Origin of the sequence: Ideonella benzenivorans, from assembly GCF_020387415.1 — a bacterium.
In the GTDB taxonomy this organism is placed as follows: domain Bacteria; phylum Pseudomonadota; class Gammaproteobacteria; order Burkholderiales; family Burkholderiaceae_C; genus Ideonella; species Ideonella benzenivorans.
In genome coordinates, this window is sequence record NZ_JAGWCB010000007.1 from 537,612 (window position 1) to 559,327 (window position 21,716).

Consider the following 21,716-nt stretch of genomic DNA (forward strand, 5'->3'; position numbering starts at 1 on the left):
CCCTCCGTTTCCCCACCGTTGGAGAGTTTGAGCATGAGCGTGATCCTGAAAGAGAAGATTGCCAGCCGCGTGGCCTGGAAGGGCAGCGAGCTGGCCCGGCACGAGGACTGGATCTACCGGTTGTCCGAAGCTTCGGTGAACGCGCTGGACCAGGCCCTGAAGGCGGTCCAGCAGCGCGGCCTGGCCTTCCCGGGCTTCACCCAGGCCGATTTCCCGATCCCCGACTTCCTGGCCGAGGAGATCCGCGGCTTTGCCGAAGAGCTGGAGAACGGCCGGGGCTTCATCGTGATCCGCGGCCTGCCGGCCGAGCGTTACACCGAGGACGAGCTGTCCATCCTCTACTACGGCCTGGGCCTGCACATGGGCACGCCGGTGACGCAAAACGAGCGCGGCGACCTGCTGGGCCGGGTCACCAACGTGGGGGACCTCAACAAGAAGACCACCCGGGTCTACGAGACCAATGCCTACCTGCCGTACCACACCGACCTGTCGGACGTGGTGGGCCTGCTGAGCATCCGCAAGGCCAAGAGCGGGGGCCTGAGCAGCCTGGTCAGCGCCGCCGCCATCTACAACGAGATCCTGGAGAAGTACCCCGAGTACATGGGCCTGTTCTACCGGCCGATCTACTTCGCCCACCTGGGCGAGGCCCTGCCCAGCCTGTCACCCATCTTCAGCCAGTACGAGGGCAAGCTGGCCTGCCGCTACCTGCGCAAGTACATCGAGCTGGGCCAGGAACTGCGCGGCCTGCAGCTCTCGCGCGTGGAGGTCGAGGCCCTGAACCTGTTCGACACCCTGATCCACGACCAGGAGTTCCGCCTGGACATGATGATGGAGCCGGGCGACATGCAGTTCTGCAACAACTACGTGGTGATGCATTCGCGCACGCATTTCGAGGACCATGAAGACTTGGCTCAGCGCCGCAAGCTGCTGCGTCTGTGGCTGAAGATGCCCAACGCGCGCACCCTGGCGCCCGAATTCCCGGGCCGCAACGGCATCCCGGCGCGCGACATGGCGGGCGCCTGAGGCCCCGGCCTGGGCAGGGGCCGCGCACCGCTCTGGGCGCATGCCCCCGCTGCATGCCTGCGATGCGGGTCTGGCGCTAAGATGCCGGATTCCTTCTGCGCGACCATCCCGCATCGCATCGTGAGCCTCTACGACCCCGCCAGTCCCGACTTCGTCAAGGAAGAGTTTCCGTTCTACTGGTTGGCCCGGGTCCACGGTGTCTACCAGATGGACATGGAGCGGGCCTTGAAGACGGTGGGCCTGGACATCCCCACCTGGCGCACGCTCTACATCCTCAACGAGAACGGCAGCAGCAGCATGTCGGAGATCTCGTTGCATGCCATCGCCAAGCTCTCCACGGTCACCAAGATCGTCTACCGCATGAAGGGCGAGGGCCTGGTCGAGACCCACACCTCGCCACTGGACGCACGGGTCACCATCGTCACCCTGACCGAGTCCGGGCGTGAGGCGATTGCCCGCAGCAAGCTGGCCATCCAGCACATCTTCGGCCGGGCCTTCGAGGGCCTGACCCCGTCCCAGATCCGCAAGCTCAACGAAGTGTTGCACCTGATCCTGGACAACCTGTCGCCCCGCCACGCCGAGCTGGCCGCGGCCGGTCGCTCCAGCCACGCGGCCCCCAACGCAGACGCCGCCTGAACCAGGTGGGTCCTGGCGCAGGCGGCGCGGGATCTGTGCCGGCCCGCAGAAGCGGCGGGCCGGGGATGTCACTCAGAACTTGTGGCGCATGCCGACGGCCAGGCCCGTCTGGGCGGTGGACGAGGACTTGCCACCCAGCGCGCCTTCGATCTGCGCACCGTATTCACGGTCGCGCCCGTTGGACAGCACCAGGTAGGCATCGGTGCGCTTGGAGAACAGGTAGTCGGCGGTCAGCGTGATCTGGTCGGCGCTGGCCAGGTCACGCCGCTTCTGGGCCTGCAGACCGGCGCCCAGCACCACCGTCGGCAGCACCTTGTAGGTCAGGCCGATTTCCCCGGTGGTCACGCGGTCCTTGGCGCCGCTGCTGTAGCCCACCTGCGAGACCATGCCGAACAGGCGCATCTTCTCCATCTGGTAGGCCGCGCCCAGCGCGTATTCCTTCAGGTTGCCTTCGGTGGGGCTGGCGTCGTGCTTGAAGTAGGTGGCGGCCGAGGTCGAGAAGGCGCCAACGGCATAGCTGGCGACCAGGCTGTAGGCGCTCTGGTAGGCGGTCGGCTTGCCAGACACCTCGCCCAGCGAATAGGTGCCGCCGAACGAGAAGCCTGCCCACTTGGGCGAGTAGTACTTGACGCTGTTGTTGACGGCCATGCCCGAGACCCGGTTCGTCAGGCCCAGGCCCCCGGCCGAGTTCATCGGCAGCGACCAGGCCATCAGGCCGGCGGGTGTGTTGGTGGCCACGGCATAGGCGGGGAAGACATCGCCCGTCACATCGAAGGTGCGGCCCAAGGAGAGGCTGCCGTAGCGGTCGCTGGACAGGCCGACCGTGGCATTGCGGCCCCACATCACGCCGCCCTGGGCGGTGGTGCCGGCATCGGTGTTGAAACCGTGCTCGATCCGGAAGTCGGCCTTGAGGCCACCGCCGAGGTCTTCGGTGCCCTTGAAGCCGAGGCGGTTGCCTTGCGAGACGCCAGAGTCTTCGTTGAGGGTGCGCTTGCCGGCGACGTCATTGGTCCAGACGAGACTGGCATCGATCAGGCCATAGACGGTGACCGAGGACTGCGCATGGGCGGCACCGACGGACAGGAGGGCGGCCAGGGCGACCGGCAGCATGGGGCGGAAAGCTTGCTTCATGGAGGGTGTCATGCAATGAACTTGGGAAACCCGCGGGGCCGCGGGCAGTTCGCCCCTGGTGCGCTGAGTCAGCACGCCAGGGCTTGATCCTCGTCAGCAAAACTGGTGCCTATTTCACGTAAATGTGCGGCGACCCTCAACTCTGGGAAAAGCTTTCGGGAAATCGGGTTTGGACCGAATGATTGACGGTCAATAGCGCATTGATCCTGGATAAATCTGGTGGGGCCATCGGAGTTCCCGCAATGGGTCCCCGAGGTGGTGGCGATTTATTGGTGCGATTTCACGTGAAAAAGGTAGTAAATGCACAGTCGCGGTGCCCACCTGGCCCACTCAGTCTTTCGCGCTGTCTTCGGGGGTGAGGTTGGTCTGCATCTGCAGCAGGCCCCGGCGCAGTTGCTGTTGGGCCTCCCGGCCCAGCCCGGTCACGGCGCGCTGCTCCAGGGCCTGGGCCTGTTGCTGCAGCGCCTGCTGTGCGCGCTCGCCGGCGGCGGTCAGGCCCAGGCGGACCTGTCGCCGGTCGCGGCAGGTTTCCTGGGCCTGCAGCAGTTCCCGTTCGCGCAGCGATTTGATCAGGCGGGCCAGTTGGGCCTTGTCGCGCCCACTGTGTTGCACCAGGTCGCGCAGGGTGGCCCCGGGATGCCGGGCGAAGAAGCCCAGCACCCGGCCTTCCATCGGGGTCAGCCCCTGCAGCGCCGGTTCGTCCGGCCCCTGCGACTGCAGGCTGCGCACGCTGTGCATCACCGCATGGATCAGGTCGAGCAGGGAGGTCTCGGCGTCGGTGCGGGGCATGCCCTTGATGTTGACAGTGTCAACCTTTTTGGGAATCATGGTTGACATTATCAACAAAACAGCACGCATGACCATGAACGACACCGCCTTGCCGCGTGTGCAGCGGGTGCGGCACGAACTGAAGAAACGCGCGCTGCAGGTGCTGCGGGTGGAGCGGGTGAGCCCGCTGTTCCAGCGCATCACGCTGACGGACGAATCGCTGGGCGATTTCGTCTCAGCCGCCTTCGACGACCATGTGAAGATCCTCCTGCCCGATGGGGTGGGCGAGACGCTGATGCGCGAGTACACCCCGCGCGCCTTCGACACCACGGCGCACACGCTGGTGCTGGATTTCGCGCTGCATGGGGAAGGGCCGGCGGCGGCCTGGGCCGCCCAGGCCCAGCCCGGCCAGACGCTGACGGTGGCCGGGCCGCGGGGCTCGTTCGTCGTTGCCGAGGATTTCGACTGGCACCTGTTGATCGGTGACGAGACGGCCTTGCCGGCCATCGCCCGGCGGCTGGAGGAACTGCCGGCGGGCCGGCGCGCCATCGTGCGCCTGGCCCTGGCCGATCCGGCCGACCGGGCCCTGTTGCCGCCCACCGCCGCCACGCTGGACCTGGCCTGGGTGGACCGGCCGGAGACGCTGGTGGACGCGGCCCGCGCGCTGCGTCTGCCCGCCGGCGAAGGCTACGCCTGGTGCGCCACCGAGGCGTCGGTGGCCGCCGCGCTGCGCGACGTGCTGGTGGACGAGAAGGGCCACGACCCCAAGCTCATCCGCTCTGCCGCCTACTGGAAGCGCGGCGCAGCGGCCCACGGCTGAGGCCGCGGGCTGCTGCCGGTGGGGCTCAGTAGTGCACCACCGAGCGGATCGACTCGCCGTCGTGCATCAGCGTGAAGGCCTCGTTGATGTCGGCCAGCGGCATGGTGTGGGTCACGAAGGGGGCGAGCTGGATCTCCTCCTTCATGGCCTGCTCGACCATGCCCGGCAGCTCGCTGCGGCCCTTGACGCCGCCAAACGCCGTGCCCAGCCAGCGCCGGCCGGTGACCAGCTGGAAGGGGCGGGTGGAGATTTCCTGACCCGCGCCGGCCACGCCGATGATGACCGACTGGCCCCAGCCGCGGTGGGCGCACTCCAGCGCCGCGCGCATCACGTTGACGTTGCCGATGCACTCGAAGCTGTGATCGACGCCCCAGCCCGTCATCTCGACGATGACCTGCTGGATGGGCTTGTCGAAGTCCTTGGGGTTGACGCAGTCGGTGGCGCCGAAGGTTTTGGCCAGCGCGAACTTGTCGGGGTTGGTGTCCACCGCGATGATGCGGCCGGCGCCGGCCATCTGCGCGCCATGCACCACCGCCAAGCCAATGCCGCCCAGGCCGAACACGGCCACCGAGTCACCCGGCTGCACCTTGGCGGTGTTCTTCACCGCGCCCAGGCCGGTGGTCACGCCGCAGCCCAGCAGGCAGACCTGTTCGGGGTTGGCGTCGGGGTTGATCTTGGCCAGCGAGACCTCGGCCACCACGGTGTACTCGCTGAAGGTCGAGCAGCCCATGTAGTGGTAGATCGGCTGGCCCTGGTACGAGAAGCGGGTCGTGCCGTCGGGCATCACGCCCTTGCCCTGGGTGGCGCGCACGGCCACGCACAGATTGGTCTTGCCGCTCTTGCAGAACAGGCACTCGCCGCACTCGGCGGTGTAGAGCGGGATCACATGGTCGCCCGGCTTGACGCTGGTGACGCCTTCGCCCACCTCCACGACGATGCCGGCGCCCTCATGGCCCAGCACCACCGGGAACAGGCCCTCGGGATCGTCGCCGCTGAGGGTGAAGGCGTCGGTGTGGCAGACGCCGGTGTGGGTGATCTTGATCAGCACCTCGCCCTTCTGGGGCGGGGCGACGTCGATCTCGACGACCTGCAGGGGCTGGCCAGCGGCAAAGGCAACGGCGGCACGGGATTTCATGGTCGGGGTCCTTGGGTTGAAGGGTCAGCGGAGGAAGGAGCGCAGCATGCGGACCATGTGGTCCACCTCGGCGTCCTGGGTGGGGGCGTCGGTGGGCTGGGCCACGGCGGAGCCGAAGGTCTCCCGCATGTGGCTTTCCAGCACATCGGCCATCAGGCCGTAGGTGGCGCCGCGCAGCGCGGCCAGCTGCTGGAGCAGGTCGCCGCACTCGGTGCCCGCCTCGACCGCGCGTTCCAGCGCCTCGGCCTGGCCCTTGATGCGGCGCAGCCGGGTGACGACGCGTTTGCGCTCGGCGGGCGAGTGGGGCACGGCGGACTCCTGGATACTGGGGGTCAGTATACAGAGGCCCTCCCTGCGGCGGGGCGCTCCAATACTTCTTCCTGCCCCGCAAAAATCTGGTACACTCACCGAGTTAGCTGCAGTTTCGCTTACCTCCGCAGCTTTGAGCCCGCCGTACGCCATGTGTTTCGCACACCGCGTGCAAGGCGGCTCCCCCAGGTTGGATCCATCTCACGCGGTCACTTGGCAACCCAGGCAAGCTTCGTCTGGTTCAAAGGTCCTGACGCCCCGCACTTGGCGGTTCATCCAGGCTTCAGGATCCTGATCTTCTTTCTCTTTCGGCGCTGGCGCGATCCCCGATCCCTGCCAGGCCTTTCGCGCCGCGCCTCGCTGGCCGGTGCCATGAAAACCCATTGATCTCTGCTTCTCCCCACATCCGCACCGTGGGCAGGTATGTCCTGTCCTCGATGACCCAACGGACCGACACCGGTCACTTTGCGGCGTCCCTGTCGATCCGCAGCGGCACAGGCTCTGCCTCCCATGACCGGGTCTTCCGGTTCATTCCCCTGTTTTCCACGCCCCGTGCAGCCTCGCGTTACGCGATGGCGCAGGGTCTGGAATACCTGCGTCAACCCGCGTTGCCGGCCTGAGCGGCAGCCCGGCACGTTCTTGCACAAGGATCACTGATGACCAAAGAAGAACTCATCGAAATGCGTGGCCAGGTGGACGAAGTCCTGCCGGACTCGCGCTTTCGCGTGACGCTGGAAAACGGCCACAGCCTGGTGGCCTACACCGGCGGCAAGATGCGCAAGCACCACATCCGCATCCTGGCCGGCGACAAGGTCTCGCTGGAACTCTCTCCTTATGACCTCAACAAGGGTCGTATCACCTTCCGTCACCTCGAACCTCGCAGCGGTGGGGCGCCTTCGGCGCCGCGACGCAGGAAGTTCTGATGACATCGGCCCATCCCGGGCCACAACTGATTGCCATGTGCTGCCGCAGCCGGTGATCCAGAGAACGCGGCATTTCTGAAAGGGTCCATCATGGACAACAAGCTCTACGTCGGCAATCTGCCTTATTCCATGGGCGACGACGATCTTCAACGCCACTTCGCGGCTTATGGCCAGGTCGGTTCGGCCAAGGTCATGATGGACCGTGACAGCGGCCGCTCCAAGGGCTTCGGCTTCGTGGAGATGGGTTCTTCTGAAGAAGCCCAGGCGGCCATCCGTGGTCTGAACGGCCAGTCCTTCGACGGTCGTGACATGGTCGTTAACGTGGCCCGCCCGCGCGAAGAGCGCCCGTCGGGCTTCGGCGGCGGTCGTCGCAGCTACTGATCGTGGCTGATCCATCCGGCCTCCTGGCCGGATGAAGGGTTCACGCACGCACGGTTGCTGCGTGCGTGAACCGGATATCCAAGACGGATTTCCTTCGTTGTTCCTGGCCAGCCCGCTGGCTAAGGTGAAGCCCTGTTGATCTCAACACACGGACTTCACCATGAACATCGTCGGCATTGCGGGCAGTCCCACCCGCCCCTCCCGTTCCACGGCGCTGCTGCGCCAGGCCCTGACCCAGTTGGAAGCGGCCGGCGGACACACCCGGTTGATTGAAATCTCGGAACTGCCCCCGCAGGCGATCCTGCGCGCCGAGTTCCGTGATCCTTCGGTCGTCGCTGCCGTTGAGCAGGTCCAGGCGGCCGATCTCGTGGTCGTCGCCACCCCCATCTACAAGGCCGCTTACAGCGGCGTGCTCAAAGCCTTCCTGGATCTGCTGCCGCAAGACGGCCTGCAGGGCAAGCAGGTGCTGGTGCTGGGCACCGGCGGCAGCATCGCCCATCTGCTGGCGCTGGACTACGCCCTCAAGCCCGTGCTGTCGGCGCTGGGGGCGCGGCACATCCTGGACGTGGTCTACGCCGAGGACACCCAGTTCGTGCGCAATGAACAGGGCCATCAACCGGTCGACGCGGTGCTGCACCGGCTGGAACGGGCCCTGGCCCCCTGGACCGCGGACCACGTGGCGCTGGCCCTGGCGGCCTGACGGCCCCCTCCGCGCTTTCATCTCCTGTCTCTCGTCTGCGTTCGGGGTGCCATGTTTTCCGCAGTCCATGTTTCTTTCTCTTCCCCCCGTCGGGCCTGGCTGCAGGCGCTGGCCGTCGGTGCCGGTGTCCTGGCTGGCGGGGCCGCCTGGGCGCAGGCCGCCGACAAGCGGTTGCGCATCGGCTTTCAGAAGTCCGCCAGCCTGCTGACCCTGCAGAAGTCGCTGGGCTCGCTGGAAAAGCGCCTGGCGCCGCAAGGCATCACGGTGCAGTGGGTGGAGTTTCCGGCCGGTCCCCAGTTGCTGGAGGGCCTGAACGTGGGCGCCATCGACATCGGCTTCGTCGGTGAGGCGCCGCCGATCTTCGCGCAGGCGGCCGGGGCACAGTTCGTCTACGTGGGCTTCGATCCCGCGGCGCCGGAGGCCGAGGCCCTGATCGTGCCGAAGAACTCCCCGCTGAAGCGCGTGGCCGAGCTCAAGGGCAGGAAGGTGGCCCTCAACCGCGGCTCGAACGTCCACTACCTGCTGGTCAAGCTGCTGGAGAAGGCGGGCCTGGCCTACACCGACATTCAGCCCATCTTCCTGCCGCCGGCTGACGCCCGCGCCGCCTTCGAGCGCGGCGCGGTGGATGCCTGGGTCATCTGGGACCCCTTCCTGGCGGCGGCCGAGCAACAGATCGGCGCCCGGCAGCTGGCGGATGGCCGTGGCGTGGTCAACGACTACAACTTCTATCTGGCCGAGCGGCGCTATGCGGCGCGCAACCCCCAGGTCATCCAGGCCCTGTTCGAGGACACGGTGCAGCAGGGGCGTTGGATCAAGACCCACCTGGACGAGGCCGCCAAGCTGATCGCGCCGCTGCAGGGGCTGGACGCGGCCATCGTGCGGGCCAGCCTGCACCGCTACCAGTTCAACGTCCAGCCGGTCACCGCCGCCGTGGCAGCGGATCAGCAGCGCGTGGCCGACACCTTTGCGGCGCTGAAACTCATCCCCAAACCCATCCGCGTGGCGGACGCGCTGCCGCGCGGCACCCGCTGACCGGCCGGAGATCCTGACATGGCCCAGACCCCTGTGTCCTTCTGGCGCCGCTGGGGGGGCCGCGGGCTGCCCTGGCTGCTGCCGGCCCTGTTGATGCTGGTTTGGGAACTGGCCTCCCGCGAGGGTTGGCTGGCCAGCCGGGTGCTGCCGGCGCCGGATGCCGTGGTGACGGCCTTCTGGGGCCTGCTGAGCTCCGGCGAGCTGGGCCACCATGTGGCGGTCAGCACCGGACGGGCGCTGGGCGGGCTGGCGCTGGGCGGCGGCGCCGGCCTCCTGCTGGGGCTGCTGACCGGCACCCTGCGGCCGGCCGAGACGCTGCTCGACACCAGCCTGCAGATGCTGCGCAACATCCCGGCCCTGGCGCTGATCCCGCTGGTCATCCTCTGGTTCGGCATCGACGAGAGCGCCAAGTTGTTCCTGGTGGCCGTGGGGGTCTTCTTTCCCATCTACCTCAACACCTTTCACGGCATCCGGGCCGTCGACCCTGGCCTGATCGAGATGGCCCGCAGCTATGGCCTGTCGGGCGGAGCCCTGTACCGGCAGGTCATCCTGCCCGGGGCGCTGCCCTCCATCCTGGTGGGCCTGCGCTTTTCGCTGGGGCTGACCTGGGTGCTGCTGATCGTGGCCGAGACCATCTCGGCCCAGGCCGGCATCGGCTACATGACGATGAATGCCCGCGAGTTCCTGCAGACCGACGTGGTGCTGGTGGGCATCCTGCTCTATGCGCTGCTGGGCAAGGGGGCGGACCTGCTGGCCCGCGGCCTGGAAGCCTGGTGGCTGCCCTGGCACCCCTCGCGTCGTCCGCAGGCCTGAGCCCGGCCGCCTGAAACTTTCACAAGGAGCCCCCGATGGCCTACTTCGAATCCAGTCTGGCGGCGGCCAGCCTGGGCCAGACCTGGAACGACTGGCTCGGCGCCGAGGCCCATGTGAACGTGCCGGTGCCCGTGGAGCGGCAGGTCGCCCCCGGCCTGTCCGTCAGCCTGCGGGGGCTCGGCAAGCGCTATGGCGAGCGGGTGGTGCTGTCGGAACTGGACCTGGACATCGTCCCCGGCGAATTCGTCGCCATCGTGGGGCGCAGTGGCTGTGGCAAGAGCACCTTGCTGCGCCAGGTGGCCGGGCTGGAATCGGTGGACCAAGGCAGTCTGACCTTGGATGGCCAAGCCCACCATGGGCAGACCCATGCGGCGGTCCGCCTGATGTACCAGGATGCGCGCCTGCTGCCCTGGAAGCGAGTGCTGGACAACGTGGCGCTGGGCCTGTCCGGGGCCGACGCCAGGGCCCGCGCGCAGGCCGCCCTGGCGGCGGTGGGCCTGGCCGATCGGGCGCAGGAATGGCCCGCCGTGCTGTCGGGCGGGCAACGCCAACGGGTGGCCCTGGCACGGGCCCTGGTGCACCGGCCTCGGCTGCTGTTGCTGGATGAGCCGCTGGGTGCGCTGGATGCGTTGACCCGCATCGAGATGCACCAGCTGATCGAACGGCTCTGGCGCAGCCAGGGCTTCACCGCCATCCTGGTGACCCATGACGTGGGCGAGGCCGTGGCGCTGGCCGACCGCGTGGTGCTGATCGAAGGGCAGCGGGTGGCCGCGGACACGGCGGTGGACCTGGCGCGACCGCGCGCGCGGGGCACGGCGGCCTTTGCCGCGCTGGAAGACCAGGTGCTCGCCCGGGTCCTGAACACGGACTCCCGTCAGAGCGCCTGACTGGGCGGCGGCCCCAGGGGCGGGAGCTCGCAGCGGGCCAGCTGTCTGGCTTCGGCGCGGTCCACGCCCAGTCCCACGAGCAGCAGCTCGGCGACGTCCGTACCGGCTTCCCGCCAGGTGACATGCCCCTCGAGCACCGGCAGCATCGCCGCCAAGGTGCTGCCGCTGAGCATGGCAACGGCCGTCACCAGCTGATCGAGGCCAATGGCATAGCGCCCGGCCTCAATGCCCGCTTGAAGATCGCGTTGCGGCTGGCTGCCCATGACGTCCTCGATCACCAAGGGGCTGAAGCCAAACCGGCTCACGAACCGTCCCCACAAGGGGTCCTCGTGCGCGCGGCGAATGTACTGGCGCACCCCGATCGACAGCCGCTGTGCCGGGTCGCTGACGCCCGTGAACCCGGCGATGACCCGTGCGGTCATCTCGCGCGACAGCGCGGCCGCGACATCTCCGAACAGGTTCTCCACATCGGGGACGTGACTGTAGATGGTGCCTCGGGCCATCCCTGCGGCATTCGCCAAGTCGCTGACGCTGACCTTGGTGATGCCGCGTTCCGTGAAGAGCTTCAGCGCCGCGGCGTGGATCCGTTGTCGAGCCTGGTTCGGCGGGAGGAGGGCTGCTTTGACAGTCATGTCCAAAAATTTCCAAGTTGCGCGATTTTAGACATCGATAGGGAAAACGAGGATGCGCATACACGTCTCGTATTGAACACTTATGTTCAGTTAAGAACGGTTATGTAGTTGTTCCATCCCCTTCCCATCCCGAGAGCCTCATGCCAGACCTTCACACCCCCTCCACCTCCCGCATCGTCACCGTGGGCACGCGACAGCTGTGGTTGACGGAACTGGGTTCAGGTCCGCCCGTGCTGATGCTGCACGGCGGAGGTCCTGGCGCCTCGGGTCTGTCCAACTACGCGCGCAATGTCGAGGCCCTGGCGCAGCACTTCCGGGTGCTTGTGCCGGACATGCCCGGCTATGGCCGCTCGAGCAAGGACATTCAGGCAGCGGACCCTTTCGGGGACATCGCCTCGAGCATGAGCGCCCTGTTGGATGTTCTGGACATTCCACGCGCCCATGTGGTGGGCAACTCGCTCGGCGGCGCGGTGGCCCTGCGACTCGCGCTGGAGCAACCGGAGCGGGTGGACCGGCTGGTCCTGATGGGGCCCGGTGGCATCGGCATGGCCGAGGGCAATCCCACGCCCGGGCTGCTGCGGCTGCTGACCTACTACGCCGGCGAGGGACCCACCTACGAGAAGCTCAGCAGCTTCATCCAGCAAGACCTGGTCTACGACGCCAGCAGCATCAGCGAGGACATGCTGCGCGAGCGTTTCGCGTCGAGTGTCGATCCAGCGGTGGTGGCCAACCCGCCGCTGCGCCTGCCGAAGGACCCCGAGGCCTTCAAGCGCATGGATTTCCTGCTGAATCCCCATTTGTCGAGCTTCGACCACCCGACGCTCATCCTGTGGGGCCTGGAGGACCGCGTCAACCCGAGCTCCGCCGGTCCCGCGCTGCAAGCCAGGCTGCCGGCGGCCGACCTGTTCCTCTTCAGTCGCACCGGCCATTGGGTGCAATGGGAGCGTGCGGACGAGTTCAACGCGTCGGTCTCGGCCTTCCTGAGGGCGGGTCACCTGGCACGGAGCGGCACATGAGGGCCGCCGCCACGCCCTCGGTCGGAAGCCTGTTCGGACGCATCAGCCTCGGGTACCTGGTGGTCGAGTCGCGCAAGCTCGCCGAATGGCAGCGCTTTGCGGGGGAGGGGCTCGGCGTCCACTCCGACATGACCTCGGATGGCGTGCTCGCGCTGCGCATCGACTCGCATCAGCGCCGCATCGTGCTTCGCGACGGTGCGGCCGAAGATGTTGTGGCGATGGGCTGGCAGCTGCACGATGAAGCGGCGCTGCAGCTCATGCTCCGCCGGCTGCGCGAGGCGCGGATCGCGGTGCACGAGGTCCATGGGGAGGAAGCGAGCCAGCGGGGGGTCGAACGCTTCTGGGCCTTTGTGGGCCCCAAGCGTGTGGGCTACGAGCTCTTCACCACTCCGCTGCTCGCCAGCGACCCGTTGAACATGAAGGCCCGTGGCTTTGTCACGGGGGACATGGGGCTGGGCCACGTCGCCATGACCACGCGGGAGCCCGAGGCCACGCTGCGCTTCTTTCAAACGCTGTTCGATGCGCGTGTGTCGGACACGATCGAGGATCGGCTCAATGGCGTGACGCTGGAGCTGACGTTCCTGCGCATCAACGGCCGCCACCACTCCATGGCCCTGGCGGCAACGCGGGGTCGGCGCATGAACCCGTTGCGCACGGCCATTCACCACATGAACCTGCAGGCCATGAGCCTGGACGACGTGACCGAGGCGTACCGACGCCTGCGCGCCATGGGGGCTCCGATTGCCAATGCGATCGGACAACACCCCAACGACAAGGAGCTGTCCTTCTACGTGCAGACACCCTCCGGCTTCGAGATCGAGTTCGGTTGGAACCCGGTCATCGTCGATGCCGCCGCTGAGGCTGGCTGGCAACCCGCTCACTACCACGGCATCAGCCTCTGGGGCCATTTCCCGGAAAGCCTGACCTTGGGCGCCAAGGTCGGGCAGATGGGGCGCGGCCTGGCCTCGCTGACCCACCCCGAATTCACCGTGAGACTTCCCGCATGAGCTCTACTCCTTGCGACTACGACGTCGTCATCGCCGGTCTCGGCCCCACAGGACTGACCCTGGCGCATGCGCTGGGCATGCGCGGCCACCAGGTGCTGGTGCTTGAGCGCGAACCCCAGTTCTACGGCAACGCGCGTGCCGTCTTCACGGATGCCGAGTGCATGCGCATCTTCCAGTCACTGGGCATGGCGGATCGCCTGGCGGCCGACATGCTGCAGGACGCACCGGTTCAGATGATGCTGCCCAACGGATCGGTTCTGTTCCAGCTCAAGAACACCCGCCGGGAACACGACTGGTCATGGAGCAACTTCTTCTACCAGCCCTTTCTTGAGACCGCGCTGGCCGAGGGGCTGGATCGGTACCCGAACGTGACCGTGCGGCGGGGGCGGGAAGTCACCCGCCTGGCGCAGGACGCCGATGGCGTGGCGGTGTTCCACGCGCCCAGCGACGGCACCCACTATGGCGGGACGACGGCCCCAGCCCGTGCGACACCCGGTGGCGACGAGGCGTGCGTGCGCGCCCGGTGGCTGGTCGGCGCCGATGGGGGGCGGAGCACGATCCGGACCCAGCTGGGCATCGGCATGACCGGGCAGAACTTCCCGAATCCGTGGCTGGTGGTGGACATCCAGGTGAAGGACCCGAACGACGGCCTGCGGCACCTTCCCTACTTCAACTTCATCTGTGACCCGGATTGCCCGACCGTCTGCTGCGTGCAGCCGAATGGCCATCATCGCTTCGAGTTCATGCTGATGCCCGGGCAGACCCGCGAACAGATGACGGCCCCGGACAATGTTCAGCGCTACCTGTCGAAGTACATCGACGTCAGCAAGTTCGAGATCCTGCGCACCCTGGTCTACACCTTCAACGCGCTGATGGCCGAGAAGTGGCGGGACGGACGTGTGCTGCTGGCCGGCGATGCCGCGCACATGACGCCCCAGTTCATCGGGCAGGGCATGAACGCCGGGGTCCGTGACGCCTTCAACCTCGCATGGAAGCTCGACGCCGTGCTGCGCGGTCAGGCGGGTCCGGGGTTCCTCGACAGCTACGCTGCGGAGCGGGCACCGCATGCCAGCGCCATGATCCGCGAAGCCATTCGCATGAAGAGCTTCGTGTCCATGACCCATCCGGTGGGCACTGCTCTGCGCAATGTGCTGACCCGGCTGGTCGTCCGTCTGCCCAAGATCGGGCCCTTTGTCCGCCAAGGGGATTTCATTCCCAAGCCGATCTATCGGGCCGGGAGCTACTTCGGCCTGCCGCGCCGGGGCTGGCGGGGGGCGGAAGGTCGGTTGATGCCGCAGCCGATCCTGCGCGGTCCTGATGGCAGGCGCCAGCGGCTGGACGATCTGCTGGGCCCGGGCTTCGCGCTGATCGGCGCCGGTGTCGACCCGCGCAGCACCCTGGATGAACCGTCGCGCAGGCTGTGGCAGACGCTGGGGGCGCGCTACATCACCGTGTATCCCTTGGGCGGCCGCCCCAACGGGGCCGGTGTCGAACGGGCCGTGCCCCCTGAACTGGTGGAGTGCGAAGACCTTGGCGGCGACTTCTTCCGCTGGTGGCAAACCGCCGGCGGGCGCCACGGGGCGGTGGCGATCGTGCGCCCTGACAAGTTCGTGTTCGCCCTGAGGCCGGGTCAGGAACTGAGCGTGGCGACGCGCGAGTTTGCCCGGCAGATGCACCGAGACACAGCCTTGGACGAGCGCGTTTCCGCGCCCATCGCAATGGATGGCGAGCGCTGGCGTGAGGCCGCATGAGCGCCCCATCGAACGCGATGCCCTGTTGTCCCCCTGTCACGGAAAGACCCATGCAAGCAGAACACCAAGCGGCGCAGGCCATCTTGCGTGCGCGCGCCGCCCGTCGCCCGATCCCGCGGATCTCGGAGACCCACGGCATCGCCGGCCTGGACCAGGCCTATGCGGTGGCCGAGATCAACACGAAGGTCCGTCTGGCCGAGCCGGGGCGCCGCGTCGTCGGCCTCAAGGTGGGCCTGACCTCGCCGGCCGTGCAGCAGCAACTGGGCGTGGACCAGCCCGACTTCGGGGTGCTGTTCGACGACATGGAGTACCTGGACGGTGACGCCATTCCCATGAGCCGCCTGATCCAGCCCAAGGTCGAGGCCGAGGTGGCGTTCGTCGTCGGGCGGGATCTGGGCGGTTCCCACCCGCCCACCTGGGGTGAGTTCCTGAACGCGCTGGCCTGTGCACTGCCCGCGCTGGAGATCGTCGACAGCGTGATGCAGGACTGGCGGCTCACGCTGGTCGACACCGTGTCCGACAACGCGTCCTCGGGGCTTTACGTGCTGGGGCTGCAGCCGGTGACGCTGGGGGTATTGGACCTGGGCCGCATGGGCATGCAGATGTCGGTCAACGGCACGGTGCGCAGTGAGGGCACCGGGGCCGCCTGCCTCGGGCATCCGCTGCGCGCAGCCCACTGGTTGGCCTGCACCATGGCCGCGCGCGGGCAGCCGTTGCGCGCCGGGCAGGTGATCCTCTCGGGCGCGCTGGGCCCCATGGTGCCCTTGGCGGCGGGCGACGAGGTCACGGCCACGCTGGGCGCATTGGGCCGCGTGGGCTGCCGCATGACCGCATGACAGGACGAGCCATGCAACACAAGCTCAAAGCTGCCATCCTTGGCAGCGGCAACATCGGCACGGATCTGATGATCAAGATCCTGCGCCACGGCCAGCACATCGACCTGGGGGCGATGGTGGGCATCGACGCGGCTTCCGATGGCCTGGCCCGCGCCCGGCGCCTGGGTGTGGGCACCACGCACGAGGGCGTGGAAGGCCTGACGCGCCTGCCCGAGTTCGCCGACATCGAGGTGGTGTTCGACGCCACCAGCGCCGGCGCGCACGTTGTCAACGACCAGTTCCTGCGTTCGATCAAGCCCGGCATCCGCATGATCGACCTGACCCCGGCGGCCATCGGTCCCTACTGCGTCCCGGTCGTCAATGGAGAGGCTCACCTGGGCGCCATGAATGTGAACATGGTCACCTGCGGAGGCCAGGCCACCATTCCCATGGTGGCGGCGGTCTCGCGCGTGGCCAAGGTGCACTACGGGGAGATCGTCGCCTCCATCTCCAGCAAGAGCGCCGGTCCCGGCACCCGGGCCAACATTGACGAGTTCACCGAAACGACCTCCAAGGCGATCGAGGTGGTCGGTGGTGCGGCCAAGGGCAAGGCCATCATCGTGCTGAACCCGGCCGAGCCGCCGCTGATCATGCGCGACACGGTCTACACCCTGAGCGACCTGGCGGATGAAGACGCCATCGCCGACTCGATCGCGCGCATGGCCGCCGATGTCCAGGCCTATGTGCCGGGCTATCGCCTCAAGCAAAAGGTGCAGTTCGACCGGCTCGACGGTTTGAACATCCCGGGGATCGGCCGGAACCTGAGCGGGCTCAAGACCTCGGTGTTCCTGGAGGTCGAAGGCGCCGCCCACTACCTGCCCGCCTACGCTGGCAACCTCGACATCATGACCAGCGCCGCGCTGCGCACCGCCGAGCAGGTGGCCGCCCGCCTGCTGGCGGCCAGCTGAAGGAGACCGCATGACCCGCAAGAAGATCTACCTCTCCGACGTGACCCTGCGCGACGGCAGCCACGCCATCCGCCACCAGTACAGCCTGGCCCAGGCCATGCAGATCGCCAAGGCGCTGGACGACGCCAAGGTCGACTCCATCGAGGTCGCGCACGGTGACGGCCTGCAGGGCGGCAGCTTCAACTACGGCTTCGGCGCGCACACCGACATCGAGTGGATCGAGGCCGTGTCCAGCGTGGTGAAGCACGCCAAGATCGCCACGCTGCTGCTGCCGGGCATCGGGACCGTGCACGACCTCAAGGCGGCCTATGACGCAGGCGCCCGCATCGTGCGCGTGGCCACCCACTGCACCGAGGCGGACATTTCGCGCCAACACCTCGAATACGCCCGCCACCTTGGCATGGAGGCCGTGGGCTTCCTGATGATGAGCCACATGCAGTCGCCCGAGGGCCTGGCCCAGCAGGCCAAGCGGATGGAGAGCTACGGCGCCACCGTCTGCTACGTGGTCGACTCCGGCGGCGCGCTGGGCATGAACGACGTGCGTGACCGCGTGCGGGCCTTCAAGGCGGTGCTCAAGCCCGAGACGATGATCGGCATTCACGCCCACCACAACCTGAGTCTGGGCGTGGCCAACAGCATCGTCGCAGTGGAAGAAGGTGCCGACCGTGTCGACGCCAGCCTGGCGGGCATGGGCGCGGGAGCGGGCAACGCGCCGCTGGAAGTGTTCGTCGCGGCGGCCTCGCGGCTGGGGTGGCACCACGGCTGCGACCTGTACACGCTGATGGATGCCGCGGACGACATCGTGCGGCCGCTGCAGGACCGGCCGGTGCGGGTGGACCGAGAGACGCTGGCGCTGGGCTATGCCGGGGTCTACAGCAGCTTCCTGCGTCACGCGGAGCTTGCGGCGCAGAAGTACGGGCTCAAGACGGTGGACATCCTCGTCGAGCTGGGCCGGCGCCGCATGGTGGGAGGGCAGGAGGACATGATCGTGGACGTCGCCCTGGACCTGCTCAAGGCACAAGAGCACGAGCGCCTCCACGCACCGCCGGTGATGAGCGAAGCCGCCTGACATCGCGCTGCGCGGCACCCGTCGCCACGCCTGTGGCCACCCATCCCACGACAACCCCACGGTTCATCGCATGATCACGAAACGCCCACGCGGGGGCTTCCGCTCCCTTTGCCTCTCGGCCCTGCTCGTCAGCGCGCCCGCCTTCGCCGTCAACGGCATCCAGATGGGCGGCTATGGGGTCAAGAGCTCGGCCATGGGAGGCGCTTCCATGGCGCTGCCACAGGATGCGCAAGCCGCTGCCAACAACCCGGCCGGACTGGCGCTGCTGCCGGCCTCCTACAGCCTGGATCTGTTCGTCTTCAACGGCGAGTCGACCACCGACTTCCTGGTCCCGGGCAACCGCCTGCAGAACAAGACCACGATCGTCATCCCCAGCGGGGGCATCGTCTGGAAACACGGTGAGCAGCTGAGCTTGGGGCTGTCCGTCGCCGCCCAGGGCACCGGGGCCGACTATGGGCAGGCGCTGTTGCCGGTGCCGGGCGCTTCCCAGGGCCGGTCCTCGCTCAAGGTGGCGGAGATCCTCCCGACCTTGGCCTGGCAGCCCACCCCTGACTGGTCGCTGGGCGCGTCCTTGAACCTGGCCTACTCGATGCTGGATGTGAGCGGCGTCATCGTGTCCGCCCCGGTGCCGGGGGGCCTGGCGCCCTTGCCGAGCCACGGGTCTCAGTCTGCCCTGGGCGCCGGGATACGTCTGGGCGCCCTGTGGCAGGCGACGCCGGGCCTGGACCTGGGGGTGAGCTACAAGTCGCGCACCCGGATGGGGGCGTTCTCGGGCTACAAGGACGATCTCCTGGCCTACAGCGCGGGCCGGCTGGACCTGCCCGAGCAATACGGCGTCGGCCTGGCGTGGCATGTCGGCCAGAAGGTCACCGTTGCAGCCGACTGGCTGCGCATCCGCTACGGCGAACTCAAGGTCATGCAGGATCCTCAAGGCTTCGGTTGGCGGGACCAGACGGTGCTCCGGCTCGGTGCGTCCTGGGCGGTGGATCCGGAGTGGACCGTGCGTGTCGGTGCCAGCAAGAGCCACAGTCCGATCCGCAGCGCCCGGGTCGCCCAGAACGTCCTGACCCCGTCCTTGTTCGACCGAGCGTTCACCCTGGGGGGATCCTGGCGCGCAGACAAGAGCTCGGAGATCAATGCGGCCCTGGAGGTCAACCCGCGCAGGTCTGAAGCGGGCACGGGCGCCAGCACCGGCGCCAACCTGAGGGCCCAGGCCTACATCCTCATGCTGGGCTACCAGCACAGCTTCGATTGATGGGCGGGGCGCTGGCCGCCGTGGGCCAGCGGGCCTGCTGGGCCGGATGCCGTGCGGGCAGGTGGTCGCCGGCGCCGAACAGCTTCTGGCGCAGCGTGCCCTCGTCATAGGCGGTGCGGTAGCGGCCGCGGGCCTGCAGCTCGGGCACCACGTGGTCGATGAAGTCGGCCCAGGTTTCGGGCACGACGATGCGGCTGAGGTTGATGCCGTCGATGTCGCCTTCGTCCAGCCAGCGCACCAGCTCGTCGGCGATCTGGCTGCCACTGCCCACCAGCGTGGGGTAACGGCTCCCCAGGGTGAACTGCCGCAGCAGTTGGCGGCGGGTGGTCCAGCCGCGCTGCTGGGCGGTCTGGCCGGCCGACTGGATCGCGTTGGAGCCGCTGTAGTCGATGGGGTCGTCCAGGCCGTAGCGAGCGAAGTCCACGCCGGTGCTGGCGGCGAAGTGGGCCAGGCCGGCCTCCGGGTTCGCATACCGCTGGTACTCGGCATGGCGGTCCCGGGCTTCGGCCTCGGTGGCGCCGGCCACCACGGACAGGGCGACGAAGATCTTCACGTCCTCGGGCCGGCGGCCGGCGGCCACCAGGCTCTGGCGCAACCGGCCGGCGGTGGCGCGGGCCGCGGCCGGGTCGTTGGCCGCGATGAACACGCACTCGGCATGCTCGCCGGCAAAGCGCTGGCCGCGCCCCGAGGTGCCGGCCTGGTAAAGCACCGGCGTGCGCTGCGGCGAGGGCTCGCACATGTGCACGCCCTGCGAGCGGTAGAAGGGGCCGTCGTGGGCGATGGCATGCACCTGGGCCGGGTCGGCATAGATGCGGCGCGCGCGGTCCTTGCGCACGGCGCCGTCCTCCCAGCTGCCTTCCCACAGCCGGTAGCACAGGGCCAGGAAGTCGTCGGCCTGGTCGTAGCGCAGGTCGTGCGCCACCAGGCGCTCATGGCCCAGGGCGCGGGCGCCGCTGTCGATGTAGCCGGTGACGATGTTCCAGCCCAGGCGCCCGCCGGTCAGTTGGTCCAGGGTGCTGGCCTTGCGGGCGAAGGTGAAGGGCGTCTCCGCGCTGGTGCTGGCCGTCAGGCCGAAGCCCAGGTGCCGGGTGACGGCGGCCATGGCCGACACCAGCATCCACGGGTCGTTGGCCGGCAGCTGGATGGCCTCCTGCAGGGTCAGGTCCAGGCCGCCCTGGTAGACGTCGTAGCTGCCCACGATGTCGGCGATGAACAGCCCGTCGAACAGGCCGCGCTCCAGCAGCTGCGCGATGTCGGTCCAGTAGCCGATCGTGTTGTAGTCGGTCGAGCGGTCGCGCGGGTGCGTCCACAGGCCGTGGTGGATGTGGCCGACGCAGTTCATGGTGAAGGCGTTGACCCGCAGGGGTTTGAGAGCGGTCATGGGTCAGAGTGCGCCGTGACGCGGCGGAATGCGGTCGTTGAGGAAGAAGTTGCCGATGGCGTGGTACTTCCAGCGCACCGGGTCGTGCAGGGTGTGGGTGCGGCCGTTGCGCCAGAAGCGGTCCAGGCCGCGGTGGTCCAGCGTGGCGGCGGTGCCGCCCAGCTCGAACAGGCGGGTGGACGCATCCAGCGCGGCGGTGGTGGTGAGGGCCCGGGCCTCGGCCACCGCGATGGAGGCCTCGGCCACGCTGCGCTCGCCGGGCGCGGCCTGGGCCGCATCGACGAAACGCGCGGCCCGGCGCACCAGGGCCTCGGCCGCACGCAGCTTCACGGTGGTCTCGCCGACCTGCTGGATCAAGAGCGGGTCCTCGGCCGCCCGGCTGACCTTGGCGTCGATCCAGGGCCGGGCATGCTCCCGCACGAAGGGCAGGGTGGCGGCCAGCGCCCCGCGGGCCACGCCCATGTCGATGGCTGCATGCAGCAGCTGAGCCACCGGGCCGATGGTGGTGGGCCGTTCGAAGGAGGTCTGGAAGGGCACCACCCAGTCGGCCTCGACCCGCACCTGGTCGAAGGTCACCGAGCCGCTGCCCGTCACCCGCTGGCCGAAGCCGTCCCAGTCGTCGGTGATGTCCACGCCCGCGGCGTCACGGGGCACGAAGGCCAGGTACTGCACCGGCTGCCCTTGTTCCTCGGCCACCACCAGGGTCGGGATCCAGTGCGCGTAGACCGCGCCGGTGCAGTAGAACTTGCGGCCCTGGATGCGCCAGCCGTCGCCATCGGGGATCAGGCGGGTGCGGCGCTGGAAGTCCTTGTGGCCGATTTCGGCCAGGGCGTTGCCCAGGCGCCGGCCGGCCAGCACCTCGCCGTAGAAGAAGCGCTGCTGGGCTTCGCTGCCGCCCACGCGCAGCACCTCCAGCGCGTAGAAGTGGTTCTGCGGGATCTGGGCCAGCGAGCTGTCCCCCTCGGCCACGCGGGCGACCACTTCGGCCAGCGTGCCGGCGGAAACCCCCGGCCCGCCAAACGCCTTGGGCACGGTGATGGCCCAGAGGCCGCTGGCGACGAAGGTGTCCAACTCGGTCCAGGGCAGCAGGCGTTCGCGATCGCGCCGGGCCGCGTCGGGCGCGAATTCGGCAGCGAGGCGCCGCGCGGTCTCCAGCGCCTCGGCGTCGTTGCGGATGCGGTGGGGAACCTGCCGGGGCGCGGCGGCAGGGGTGGGGTGGCTGTCCACCGGGACAGGGGCGTAAAGCAGGGTCATGGCAAGGGTC

The 21,716-nt window shown here is 68.2% G+C and carries 23 protein-coding genes and 1 pseudogene; 17 read left to right on the plus strand and 7 right to left on the minus strand.

All coding sequences use genetic code 11. The features are described 5' to 3' along the window. Positions 1-33: 33 nt before the first annotated feature. A complete protein-coding gene (locus tag KGA65_RS05405) occupies positions 34-1,023 on the plus strand; it encodes a TauD/TfdA family dioxygenase (protein ID WP_225862112.1) in 990 nt (329 codons plus the stop codon). 81 nt (positions 1,024-1,104) lie between these two features. Then, positions 1,105-1,659, plus strand: coding sequence for a MarR family winged helix-turn-helix transcriptional regulator (locus KGA65_RS05410; RefSeq protein ID WP_225862113.1), 555 nt, complete (start codon positions 1,105-1,107; stop codon positions 1,657-1,659). Between the two features lie 72 nt (positions 1,660-1,731). Here KGA65_RS05410 and KGA65_RS05415 read toward each other — a convergent pair whose 3' ends face one another. Both KGA65_RS05415 and KGA65_RS05420 read right to left on the minus strand, forming a co-directional pair. Beyond that, positions 1,732-2,790 (minus strand): porin, encoded by a 1,059-nt coding sequence (locus KGA65_RS05415; RefSeq protein ID WP_225862114.1) that lies wholly within the window; start codon positions 2,788-2,790, stop codon positions 1,732-1,734. A 330-nt stretch (positions 2,791-3,120) separates the two neighbouring features. Continuing rightward, positions 3,121-3,579, minus strand: coding sequence for a MarR family winged helix-turn-helix transcriptional regulator (locus KGA65_RS05420; RefSeq protein WP_225862115.1), 459 nt, complete (start codon positions 3,577-3,579; stop codon positions 3,121-3,123). Between the two features lie 67 nt (positions 3,580-3,646). Here KGA65_RS05420 and KGA65_RS05425 point away from each other — a divergent pair, with 67 nt between their 5' ends. Next, positions 3,647-4,378: a siderophore-interacting protein gene (locus tag KGA65_RS05425; RefSeq protein ID WP_375142606.1), complete on the plus strand. Its 732-nt coding sequence runs from the start codon at positions 3,647-3,649 to the stop codon at positions 4,376-4,378. A gap of 25 nt (positions 4,379-4,403) precedes the next feature. Here KGA65_RS05425 and KGA65_RS05430 read toward each other — a convergent pair whose 3' ends face one another. Both KGA65_RS05430 and KGA65_RS05435 read right to left on the minus strand, forming a co-directional pair. Then, entirely contained in the window at positions 4,404-5,513 is a 1,110-nt protein-coding gene (locus KGA65_RS05430) for an S-(hydroxymethyl)glutathione dehydrogenase/class III alcohol dehydrogenase (protein WP_225862116.1), read from the minus strand. A gap of 24 nt (positions 5,514-5,537) precedes the next feature. Beyond that, positions 5,538-5,822: a metal/formaldehyde-sensitive transcriptional repressor gene (locus tag KGA65_RS05435; protein WP_225862117.1), complete on the minus strand. Its 285-nt coding sequence runs from the start codon at positions 5,820-5,822 to the stop codon at positions 5,538-5,540. 437 nt (positions 5,823-6,259) lie between these two features. On the opposite strand from KGA65_RS05435, the gene KGA65_RS05440 reads away from it, so the two are divergent. The 7 genes and pseudogenes from KGA65_RS05440 to KGA65_RS05470 all read left to right on the plus strand — a co-directional run bounded on the left by KGA65_RS05440 (position 6,260) and on the right by KGA65_RS05470 (position 10,558). Then, entirely contained in the window at positions 6,260-6,442 is a 183-nt protein-coding gene (locus KGA65_RS05440) for a hypothetical protein (RefSeq protein ID WP_225862118.1), read from the plus strand. A 33-nt stretch (positions 6,443-6,475) separates the two neighbouring features. After that, positions 6,476-6,745 carry a translation initiation factor IF-1 gene (gene infA, locus KGA65_RS05445; protein WP_225862190.1) on the plus strand — a complete coding sequence of 90 codons (270 nt, stop codon included), beginning with the start codon at positions 6,476-6,478 and terminating at the stop codon, positions 6,743-6,745. Between the two features lie 90 nt (positions 6,746-6,835). After that, positions 6,836-7,111: pseudogene (gene rbp / locus KGA65_RS05450) on the plus strand (RNA-binding regulator); the annotation flags it as partial. Positions 7,112-7,286: 175 nt separating this feature from the next. After that, positions 7,287-7,826, plus strand: a complete 540-nt coding sequence (gene ssuE, locus KGA65_RS05455; RefSeq protein ID WP_225862120.1) for an NADPH-dependent FMN reductase — start codon at positions 7,287-7,289, stop codon at positions 7,824-7,826. A 51-nt stretch (positions 7,827-7,877) separates the two neighbouring features. Beyond that, the gene (locus KGA65_RS05460; RefSeq protein WP_225862121.1) at positions 7,878-8,858 is read left to right on the plus strand and encodes a sulfonate ABC transporter substrate-binding protein; all 981 of its coding nucleotides are present in this window, start codon (positions 7,878-7,880) and stop codon (positions 8,856-8,858) included. An 18-nt stretch (positions 8,859-8,876) separates the two neighbouring features. Further along, on the plus strand, positions 8,877-9,671 hold the full coding sequence (ssuC, locus tag KGA65_RS05465) for an aliphatic sulfonate ABC transporter permease SsuC (RefSeq protein ID WP_225862122.1): 795 nt from the start codon (positions 8,877-8,879) through the stop codon (positions 9,669-9,671). A gap of 35 nt (positions 9,672-9,706) precedes the next feature. Next, positions 9,707-10,558, plus strand: a complete 852-nt coding sequence (locus tag KGA65_RS05470) for an ATP-binding cassette domain-containing protein (protein WP_225862123.1) — start codon at positions 9,707-9,709, stop codon at positions 10,556-10,558. Here the strand turns inward: KGA65_RS05470 and KGA65_RS05475 are convergent. Beyond that, positions 10,546-11,190, minus strand: coding sequence for a TetR/AcrR family transcriptional regulator (locus KGA65_RS05475; protein WP_225862124.1), 645 nt, complete (start codon positions 11,188-11,190; stop codon positions 10,546-10,548). The genes KGA65_RS05470 and KGA65_RS05475 overlap by 13 nt on opposite strands. Positions 11,191-11,330: 140 nt before the next feature. Between KGA65_RS05475 and KGA65_RS05480 the strand changes: the two genes are divergently transcribed. From KGA65_RS05480 to KGA65_RS05510, 7 genes are all read left to right on the plus strand, one after another. Beyond that, positions 11,331-12,206, plus strand: coding sequence for an alpha/beta fold hydrolase (locus KGA65_RS05480; RefSeq protein ID WP_225862125.1), 876 nt, complete (start codon positions 11,331-11,333; stop codon positions 12,204-12,206). Continuing rightward, positions 12,203-13,213, plus strand: a complete 1,011-nt coding sequence (locus tag KGA65_RS05485; RefSeq protein WP_225862126.1) for a VOC family protein — start codon at positions 12,203-12,205, stop codon at positions 13,211-13,213. The genes KGA65_RS05480 and KGA65_RS05485 overlap by 4 nt, the downstream gene beginning before the upstream one ends. Beyond that, positions 13,210-14,964 (plus strand): bifunctional 3-(3-hydroxy-phenyl)propionate/3-hydroxycinnamic acid hydroxylase MhpA, encoded by a 1,755-nt coding sequence (gene mhpA, locus KGA65_RS05490; protein ID WP_225862127.1) that lies wholly within the window; start codon positions 13,210-13,212, stop codon positions 14,962-14,964. The genes KGA65_RS05485 and mhpA overlap by 4 nt, the downstream gene beginning before the upstream one ends. Positions 14,965-15,014: 50 nt before the next feature. Continuing rightward, a complete protein-coding gene (locus KGA65_RS05495; RefSeq protein WP_225862128.1) occupies positions 15,015-15,800 on the plus strand; it encodes a 2-keto-4-pentenoate hydratase in 786 nt (261 codons plus the stop codon). A gap of 11 nt (positions 15,801-15,811) precedes the next feature. After that, positions 15,812-16,747, plus strand: a complete 936-nt coding sequence (locus KGA65_RS05500) for an acetaldehyde dehydrogenase (acetylating) (RefSeq protein ID WP_225862129.1) — start codon at positions 15,812-15,814, stop codon at positions 16,745-16,747. 10 nt (positions 16,748-16,757) lie between these two features. Further along, a complete protein-coding gene (dmpG, locus tag KGA65_RS05505) occupies positions 16,758-17,816 on the plus strand; it encodes a 4-hydroxy-2-oxovalerate aldolase (RefSeq protein WP_225862130.1) in 1,059 nt (352 codons plus the stop codon). Between the two features lie 70 nt (positions 17,817-17,886). Further along, a complete protein-coding gene (locus KGA65_RS05510; RefSeq protein WP_225862131.1) occupies positions 17,887-19,071 on the plus strand; it encodes an OmpP1/FadL family transporter in 1,185 nt (394 codons plus the stop codon). Here the strand turns inward: KGA65_RS05510 and KGA65_RS05515 are convergent. After that, entirely contained in the window at positions 19,040-20,452 is a 1,413-nt protein-coding gene (locus tag KGA65_RS05515; RefSeq protein WP_225862132.1) for an LLM class flavin-dependent oxidoreductase, read from the minus strand. The two genes, KGA65_RS05510 and KGA65_RS05515, sit on opposite strands and share 32 nt — an antisense overlap. A gap of 3 nt (positions 20,453-20,455) precedes the next feature. Then, a complete protein-coding gene (locus KGA65_RS05520; RefSeq protein WP_225862133.1) occupies positions 20,456-21,706 on the minus strand; it encodes an SfnB family sulfur acquisition oxidoreductase in 1,251 nt (416 codons plus the stop codon). Positions 21,707-21,716: the final 10 nt, after the last annotated feature.